Source organism: Nonomuraea wenchangensis, assembly GCF_900111685.1.
In the GTDB taxonomy this organism is placed as follows: domain Bacteria; phylum Actinomycetota; class Actinomycetes; order Streptosporangiales; family Streptosporangiaceae; genus Nonomuraea; species Nonomuraea wenchangensis.
On sequence record NZ_FOHX01000016.1, the window covers coordinates 237,461 to 243,670 of the forward strand.

Annotated in this window: 7 protein-coding genes; all 7 read left to right on the forward strand. The window is 73.5% G+C overall.

Features of this window, described 5'->3' with window-relative positions; translation table 11 throughout:
• The first annotated feature begins 27 nt into the window (after window positions 1-27).
• On the forward strand, window positions 28-333 hold the full coding sequence (locus tag BMW85_RS36940; RefSeq protein ID WP_091091057.1) for a GntR family transcriptional regulator: 306 nt from the start codon (window positions 28-30) through the stop codon (window positions 331-333).
• Between the two features lie 38 nt (window positions 334-371).
• Complete coding sequence (locus BMW85_RS36945; protein WP_091091125.1) at window positions 372-1,058, forward strand: SDR family oxidoreductase; 687 nt, start codon at window positions 372-374, stop codon at window positions 1,056-1,058.
• Window positions 1,059-1,084: 26 nt separating this feature from the next.
• Window positions 1,085-2,248, forward strand: coding sequence for an allantoate amidohydrolase (locus BMW85_RS36950; protein ID WP_091091059.1), 1,164 nt, complete (start codon window positions 1,085-1,087; stop codon window positions 2,246-2,248).
• Window positions 2,239-3,564, forward strand: coding sequence for a formimidoylglutamate deiminase (locus BMW85_RS36955; RefSeq protein ID WP_091091061.1), 1,326 nt, complete (start codon window positions 2,239-2,241; stop codon window positions 3,562-3,564). Before BMW85_RS36950 ends, BMW85_RS36955 begins: the two co-directional genes overlap by 10 nt.
• Window positions 3,565-3,662: 98 nt before the next feature.
• Entirely contained in the window at window positions 3,663-4,814 is a 1,152-nt protein-coding gene (gene hutI, locus BMW85_RS36960; protein WP_091091063.1) for an imidazolonepropionase, read from the forward strand.
• 103 nt (window positions 4,815-4,917) lie between these two features.
• Window positions 4,918-5,859: a sigma-70 family RNA polymerase sigma factor gene (locus BMW85_RS36965; RefSeq protein ID WP_091091065.1), complete on the forward strand. Its 942-nt coding sequence runs from the start codon at window positions 4,918-4,920 to the stop codon at window positions 5,857-5,859.
• Between the two features lie 81 nt (window positions 5,860-5,940).
• The coding region (locus BMW85_RS36970; RefSeq protein ID WP_143082527.1) for a transposase at window positions 5,941-6,210 on the forward strand (270 nt) is incomplete at its 3' end.

The window sequence follows — 6,210 nt, forward strand, 5'->3', positions numbered from 1 at the left end:
ACGTCAATTGCCCTTTATGGTTGACCGATGGCACGGGGCGACGTTGAAGAACGGACCGACGATCTCGGCGCGATACTTCCGAAGACCGATCCCGCTGGGGCTGATCTGGTTTACATGATCATCGCCGGGCACATCGCGGGTCAGATCGAGCGCGGCGAGCGTGCGGTCGGCTCCCGTCTGCCCTCCGAGCTCGAGCTCTCCAACATGTGGCAGGTCGCGCGGATGACGGTCCGGCGTGCGATCCGGGAGCTGGCGGAGCGGGGGCTGGTTCGTGCTGTGCACGGCAAGGGGACGTTCGTGATGGAGCCGCGGGGTGAGGCGTCCGGCCGGTGATCCCGGTGGTCGCCCGGCGGGCAAATATGCTGATCTCCATGACTGAACGACCGACGGCGCTGGTCACCGGCGCTTCCCGAGGTGTCGGCGCGGCCGTCGCCAGGGCTCTCGGGCCCACTCACCACGTCATCCTGGGCGGCCGGGACGAGAGCGCGCTGGCCGCCGTGGCGGCGGAGCTGCCCGACGCGCGGCCGTGGCCGGTGGAGCTGACCGGGGTCACCGAGGCCGACGTCGCCGGCGTCGAGCGGCTGGACCTGCTCGTGCACAGCGCCGCGATCACCCGCATGGGGCTGATCGCCGAGCAGCCGGCCGCCGTCTGGCGGGAGATGTTCGAGGTCAACGTCGTCGCCGTCGCCGAGCTGACCCGCCTGCTGCTGCCCGCGCTGCGGCGCGCCAAGGGGCACGTGGTGTGCGTCAACTCCGGCGCGGGCCAGCGCGCCAACCCGCACTGGGCGGCGTACGCGGCCAGCAAGTTCGCGCTCAAGGCGTTCGCCGACGCGCTGCGGCAGGAGGAGCGCGACGTGCGGGTCACGACCGTCTACCCGGGCCGCATCGCCACGGACATGCAGCACCAGGTCCGCGAGTACGAGGGCGGCCCGTTCGAGGCCGACAAATATCTGAGCGCCGAGAGCGTGGCGCGGGCCGTGCTGGCCGCGGTCAACGCAGGGCCGGACGCCCATCTCACCGAGCTGACGCTGCGTCCCGCCGCCGGCCCGGTCAACTGAATGGATCCATTCACTACAGTAGGGCCATGCTCGAACCACTCACGCAGATAGGACGAGACGCGGCGACCGGCGGCTACGTCAGGGACGCCTGGTCGCCGGCGGACATGGAGCTCCGGGAGTGGTTCGCCGGCGAGGCCGCCCGGCGCGGCCTCGACCTGCGGGAGGACCGCAACGGCAACCTGTGGGCCTGGTGGGGCGACCCGTCGCGGCGTCCCGGTGTCGTGACCGGCAGCCATCTCGACTCGGTGCGCCAGGGCGGCGCGTACGACGGCCCGCTCGGGGTCGTCTCCGCCTTCGCCGCCCTCGACCTGCTGAGGGAGCGCGGCGGCGTTCCCGCTAGCCCGATCGGCGTGGTGTGCTTCACCGACGAGGAGGGCGCCAGGTTCGGCGTGCCGTGCATGGGGTCGCGGCTGCTCACCGGGGCGATCAGGCCGGAGCGGGCGCTCGCGCTCACCGACGACGACGGCGACACCCTCGCCGACGTCCTGGCCAGGGCGGGGCGCAGGCCGGAGTCGATCGGGCGGGACGACGAGACGCTGGCCGGCGTCGGCGCGTTCGTGGAGCTCCACGTCGAGCAGGGCCGCGGCCTGGCCGACCACGGCCGCCCCGTGGGCGTGGCCGCCGCCATCTGGCCGCACGGGCGCTGGCGCTTCGACTTCCGCGGCCGGGCCGACCACGCGGGCACCACGAGGCTCGCCGACCGCGACGACCCGATGCTGCCGTTCGCCCGCATGGTGCTGGCCGCCCGCGCGGCGGCCGAGCGGCGGGGGGTGGTGGCGACGGTCGGCAAGGTACGCGTCAGTCCCGGCAACGCCAACGCCGTCCCCGGCCACGTGGCCGCCTGGCTGGACGCCCGGGGCGCGGCCGAGGACGACGTCCGCGCCCTGGTGGCGGAGCTGGCCGAGGGCCACGAGGTGAGCGAGGAGTCCTGGACGCCGGTCGTGGGCTTCGACCCGGCGCTCAGGGACCGCCTGGCCCGGGTTGCTGGCGGCGGCACGCCCGCGCCCGTCCTGCCCACGGGCGCCGGCCACGACGCGGGCATCCTGGCGGCGGCGGGGGTGCCGGTCGGGATGTTGTTCGTCCGCAATCCCACCGGCGTGTCCCACAGCCCGGAGGAGCATGCCGAGCAGGCAGACTGCGAGGCGGGAGTGGTGGCGCTGGCGGACGTGCTGGAGGATCTGTGTCGCTGACGTACTGGTGCGAGCAGGCGTGGCTGCCCGACGGCGTCGCCGAGGGCGTGCTCGTCGTCGTCGAGGGCGACCGCATCACCAGGATCGGCCAGGGGCCACCGCCGCCCGGGGCCGAGCGGCTGGCCGGGCTCACCGTCCCCGGCCTGGCCAACGCCCACTCCCACGCCTTCCACCGGGCGCTGCGCGGCGTCGCCCAGGAGGGCAAGGGCGACTTCTGGACCTGGCGCGAGCGCATGTACGACGTGGCCGCCCGCCTCGACCCCGACTCCTACCTGCGCCTCGCCACCGCCGTCTACGCCGAGATGGCGCTGGCGGGGGTGACCTGCGTGGGCGAGTTCCACTACCTGCACCACGGGCCGGACGGCACGCCGTACGACGACCCCAACGCCATGGGCCACGCCCTCGTCCAGGCGGCCCGCGCGGCCGGGCTGCGCATCACGCTGCTCGACACCTGCTATCTGACCGGCGGCATCGGCGCCCCCCTGTCGGGCCCGCAGGTCCGCTTCGGCGACGGCGACGCCGAGCGCTGGGCGGCCCGCGCGGACGCCCTCGCCGCCGCCTACGAGGGGCAGCCCGACGTGGAGATCGGGGCGGCGGTGCACTCGGTCCGCGCGGTGCCGCCGGAGCAGATGCCGCTCGTCGCCGAGTTCTCCCGCCGCCACGCCGCGCCGCTGCACGCGCACGTCTCCGAGCAGCGGGCCGAGAACGCGGCCTGCGTCGAGATGTACGCCGCGACCCCGGTCAGGCTGCTGCACGAGCACGGCGTCCTGGGGCCGCGCTCGACCGCCGTGCACGCGACCCACCTCACCGACGTGGACGTGGAGCTGCTCGCCCAGTCGGGCACGGCGGTGTGCATGTGCCCCACGACCGAGCGCGACCTCGCCGACGGCATCGGCCCGGCCCGCGAGCTCGCCGACCGGGGCGCGGCGATCACGCTCGGCTCCGACAGCCACGCCGTCGTCGACCTGTTCGAGGAGGCCAGGGCGGTCGAGCTGGACCAGCGCCTGGCCAGCGGCAGGCGCGGCCACTGGAGCGCCGGCGACCTGCTGTCCGCCGCGACCTGCGCGGGCCACATCTCGCTCGGCTTCCCCGACGCGGGCCTGCTCGTCCCGGGCGCCTGGGCCGATCTCGTGTCCGTACGCCTCGACAGCGTGCGTACGGCGGGCGCGGCCGGGCTGGAGGCCGTGGTGTTCGCGGCCACGGCCGCCGACGTGCACTCCGTCGTCTCCGGCGGGCGCCGGGTGGTCACCGCGGGGCGGCACGTGCTCGGCGACGCCGGCGCGCTGCTGTCCGAGGCGATCAAAGCCCTGCGCTGACCACAACCCGCGCCGACCACCACCCGCGCCGACCACACCCCGAGCCGACCACACCCCGCCCTGACCACACCCGTCCCATCATGAATCGGAGCCCTGCCATGACCGCGACCCTGTTCGACGGGATCGGGCTGCTCTACACCGGCGACCCCGAACGCGAGGAGATCCAGGACGCGGCGCTGCTCGTCGAGGACGGGATGGTCTCCTGGGTGGGCCCGGCGGCCGAGGCCCCCGACGGGGCCGACGAGCGTGTGGACGTGGCCGGGCGGGCCGTCATCCCCGGCTTCGTCGACTCCCACGCCCACCTGATCTTCGCCGGCGACCGCACGGCCGAGTTCCAGGCCCGCATGTCCGGCGAGCCGTACACCGGCGGCGGCATCAGGACCACCGTCGCCGCCACCCGCCGCGCGGGCGACGCCGAGCTGGCCACGCACGCGCTCGCGCTGGTCCGCGAGATGGCCGGGCAGGGCACCACCACGGTCGAGATCAAGAGCGGCTACGGTCTGACCGTCGAGGACGAGCGCCGCTCCCTTGAGCTCGCCACCGCGCTCACCGACGAGACCACCTTCCTCGGCGCCCACGTCGTGCCCGAGGGCGTGGACGCCGACGACTACGTACGCCTGGTGGCAGGGGAGATGCTGACGGCGTGCGCGCCGTTCGCGCGGTGGGTGGACGTCTTCTGCGAGCGGGGGGCGTTCGACGGCGACCAGACGCGGGAGATCCTGACCGCCGGCCAGAGGGCCGGGCTCGGCGTGCGGGTGCACGCCAACCAGCTCGGCGAGGGGCCGGGGGTGCGCATCGCCTGCGAGCTGGGCGCGGCTTCGGCCGACCACTGCACGCACCTCACGGCGGCCGACGTGGACGCGCTCGCGGGCTCGGGGACGGTGGCGACGCTGCTGCCGGGGGCGGAGTTCTCGACGCGCTCGCCGTACCCGGACGCGCGCCGGCTGCTCGACGCCGGGGTCACCGTGGCGCTCGCCACGGACTGCAACCCGGGGTCGTCCTACACCTCGTCGATGCCGTTCTGCGTGGCGCTCGCGGTGCGCGAGATGCGGATGACGCCGCTGGAGGCGATCCGGGCGGCCACGTACGGCGGGGCCCGCGCGCTGCGCCGTACGGACGTAGGCTGGTTGTGTCCCGGCGCCCGCGCGGACCTGGTCGTGCTCGACGCCCCGTCCTACGTCCACCTGGCCTATCGGCCCGGCGTGCCCCTCGTCCATCAGGTCTTCCAGGGTGGTCTCCTCCTTCAGTAGGACATCCAGAACCCTCCCTCGGTCGTAGTGCTTTAGGGAATCTTTGCCCGGGGTCACACGTTGGCCGGGTATAGGACGCAGCTGCGGAACGAGGTGCCAGGGGATGGCAAGGCCTACGGGGAGTCGCACGCAGGAGCAGCACGTCGCGGACCGAGATCTGCTGGGGACATACCTGGCCGAGATCGGCCGCGTCCCGTTGCTCACCGCGGAGGAAGAGGTGGAGCTCGCCAAGCGGATCGAGGCGGGACTGTTCGCGGAGCACCTGCTCGACAGCGGGGGCTCGGAGCCGCGCATCGGGGACGCGGCGGACGAGGAGCTGGAGCGGCTGGCGATCTCGGGCCGGCGCGCGAAGGACGAGTTCATCCAGGCCAACCTGCGCCTGGTGGTGGCGGTGGCGCGGAAGTACTCCGGCCGGGGGATGCCGCTGATCGACCTCGTCCAGGAGGGCAATCTGGGCCTGGTGCGGGCGGTGGAGAAGTTCGACTACCGGCGGGGCTACAAGTTCTCCACCTACGCGACGTGGTGGATCAGGCAGTCGGTGGGGCGGGCGATCCACGAGCAGGCGCGGCCGGTGCGGCTGCCCACGCACGCGGGGGAGCAGATGACCCGGCTCATGCGGGTGCGGCGTGACATGCTCGCCGAGTTCGACACCGAGCCGACCGACGACGATCTCGCCGACATCCTGGAGCTGCCGATCGAGCGGGTGCGCGAGCTGCGCCGCTGGGCCTCCGACCCGGTGTCGCTGCAGCTCGGCGTCGGCGACGAGGACGAGACCGAGCTGGGCGACATGATCGCCGACGAGACCTGGGCCGACCCCGAGCAGCAGGCCATCGACATCCTGGAGCGCGAGCGGCTCGACCAGTGGCTCACCGGGCTGGAGGGGCCGACCAGCGAGATGCTGCGCTGGCGTTACGGGCTGGTCGACGGCCGCGAGCACACGCTGACCGAGGTGGGGGAGCGTTACGGCATCGGCCGCGACCGCGCGCGCCGCATCGAGCGCGACGCCCTGGCCCGGCTGCGCAAGATGGCGACCGCCGCCGCGTGACCCGCTGACGGCCCGGCTTCCTCATGGGGCCGGGCCCTAGTAGTACTTTGTTAGTTCGAGTCTCTATGAGACGGTCGTGGCATGACTCCGGCGGAGCTGGCTGATGTCCGTGGCCGTCTTGAGGACTTCGCGGGTGAGGTGTTCACCTCCTTCGCGCGTCGGGAGCAGCGGTCCAACGGCGGGTTGTACCTGCGAGGGCTGATGCTGGACGGGCGGCGTAAGTCGATGGTGCCGATGGCGGAGCGGCTGGGGGTGGATCACCAGCGGCTGCAGCAGTTCATCACCTCCTCGACCTGGGATTACGTGGCGGTACGGCGATGTCTGGCGCAGCGTGCGGTCAGGGTGGTGGCG

Coding starts and splice junctions, on each gene's coding strand:
- hutI (WP_091091063.1), top strand. CDS start 3,663: ATGACCGCGACCCTGTTCGACGGGATCGGGCTGCTCTACACCGGCGAC.
- BMW85_RS36940 (WP_091091057.1), top strand. CDS start 28: ATGGCACGGGGCGACGTTGAAGAACGGACCGACGATCTCGGCGCGATA.
- BMW85_RS36950 (WP_091091059.1), top strand. CDS start 1,085: ATGCTCGAACCACTCACGCAGATAGGACGAGACGCGGCGACCGGCGGC.
- BMW85_RS36945 (WP_091091125.1), top strand. CDS start 372: ATGACTGAACGACCGACGGCGCTGGTCACCGGCGCTTCCCGAGGTGTC.
- BMW85_RS36965 (WP_091091065.1), top strand. CDS start 4,918: ATGGCAAGGCCTACGGGGAGTCGCACGCAGGAGCAGCACGTCGCGGAC.